Annotated in this window: 1 protein-coding gene; it reads left to right on the top strand. The window is 53.4% G+C overall.

Going from position 1 to position 1,047, the window contains the following annotated elements:
• Positions 1 to 1,047 (top strand): InlB B-repeat-containing protein (locus PAT3040_RS13885; protein WP_146200429.1); only part of this gene is annotated, 1,047 nt, incomplete at both ends.

The following is a 1,047-nucleotide window of genomic DNA, read 5'->3' as shown; positions in this document are numbered from 1 at the left end:
AACGTTACGCTGTATGCGAAGTGGACGCCTAATCCGACGTATACGGTGACGTATAACGGAAACGGAAGCACTGGGGGAACTGCGCCTGTCGACAGTGAAGCTTATGAAGCGGGCACAGTGATTGTGTTGAAATATAAAGGGAGCTTAGTGAAGACGGGTCACACGTTCGCAGGTTGGAACACGGCAATTAACGGCAACGGTACGAATTACTCGGCTGGTGCATCAACCACAATTCTGGCCGATGTTACGCTGTATGCGAAGTGGACGCCTAATCCGACGTATTCGGTGACGTATAACCCGAACGGAAGCACAGGCGGTTCGGTGCCAGTGGACAGCGAGGCATACGAAGCAGGCGAAACGGTCAATGTGCTGGACAAAGGCACTTTGGTGAAAGCAGGCCATACATTTGCAGGCTGGAACACAGCTTCTGACGGCGGCGGTACCGATTACGTAGCTGGCGCAACGCTGAACATGGGAGCAGCGAACGTTACGCTATATGCGAAGTGGACCCCTAATCCGACGTATTCGGTGACGTATAACCCGAACGGAAGCACAGGCGGTTCGGTGCCAGTGGACAGCGAGGCATACGAAGCAGGCGAAACGGTCAATGTGCTGGACAAAGGCACTTTGGTGAAAGTAGGCCATACATTTGCAGGCTGGAACACGTTAGCGAACGGAACTGGCACGAATTATGCAGCGGGCGCGACACTGACGATGGGAGCAGCGAACGTTACGCTGTATGCGAAGTGGACGCCTAATTCGACGTATACGGTGACGTATAATGGAAACGGAAGCACAGGGGGAACTGCGCCTGTCGACAGTGAAGCTTATGAAGCGGGCACAGTGATTGTGTTGAAAGATAAAGGGAGCTTAGTGAAGACGGGTCACACGTTCGCAGGCTGGAACACGGCAATTAACGGCAACGGTACGAATTACTCGGCTGGTGCATCAACCACAATACTGGCCGATGTTACGCTGTATGCGAAGTGGACGCCTAATCCGACGTATACGATGACGTATAACGGAAACGGAAGCACAGGCGGTTCG

The sequence above is a fragment of the Paenibacillus agaridevorans genome, assembly GCF_003112455.1.
GTDB classification, from domain to species: domain Bacteria; phylum Bacillota; class Bacilli; order Paenibacillales; family Paenibacillaceae; genus Pristimantibacillus; species Pristimantibacillus agaridevorans.
Note: the sequence above shows the minus strand (reverse complement) of the source record. Positions and strands in the feature narration are given on the sequence as shown.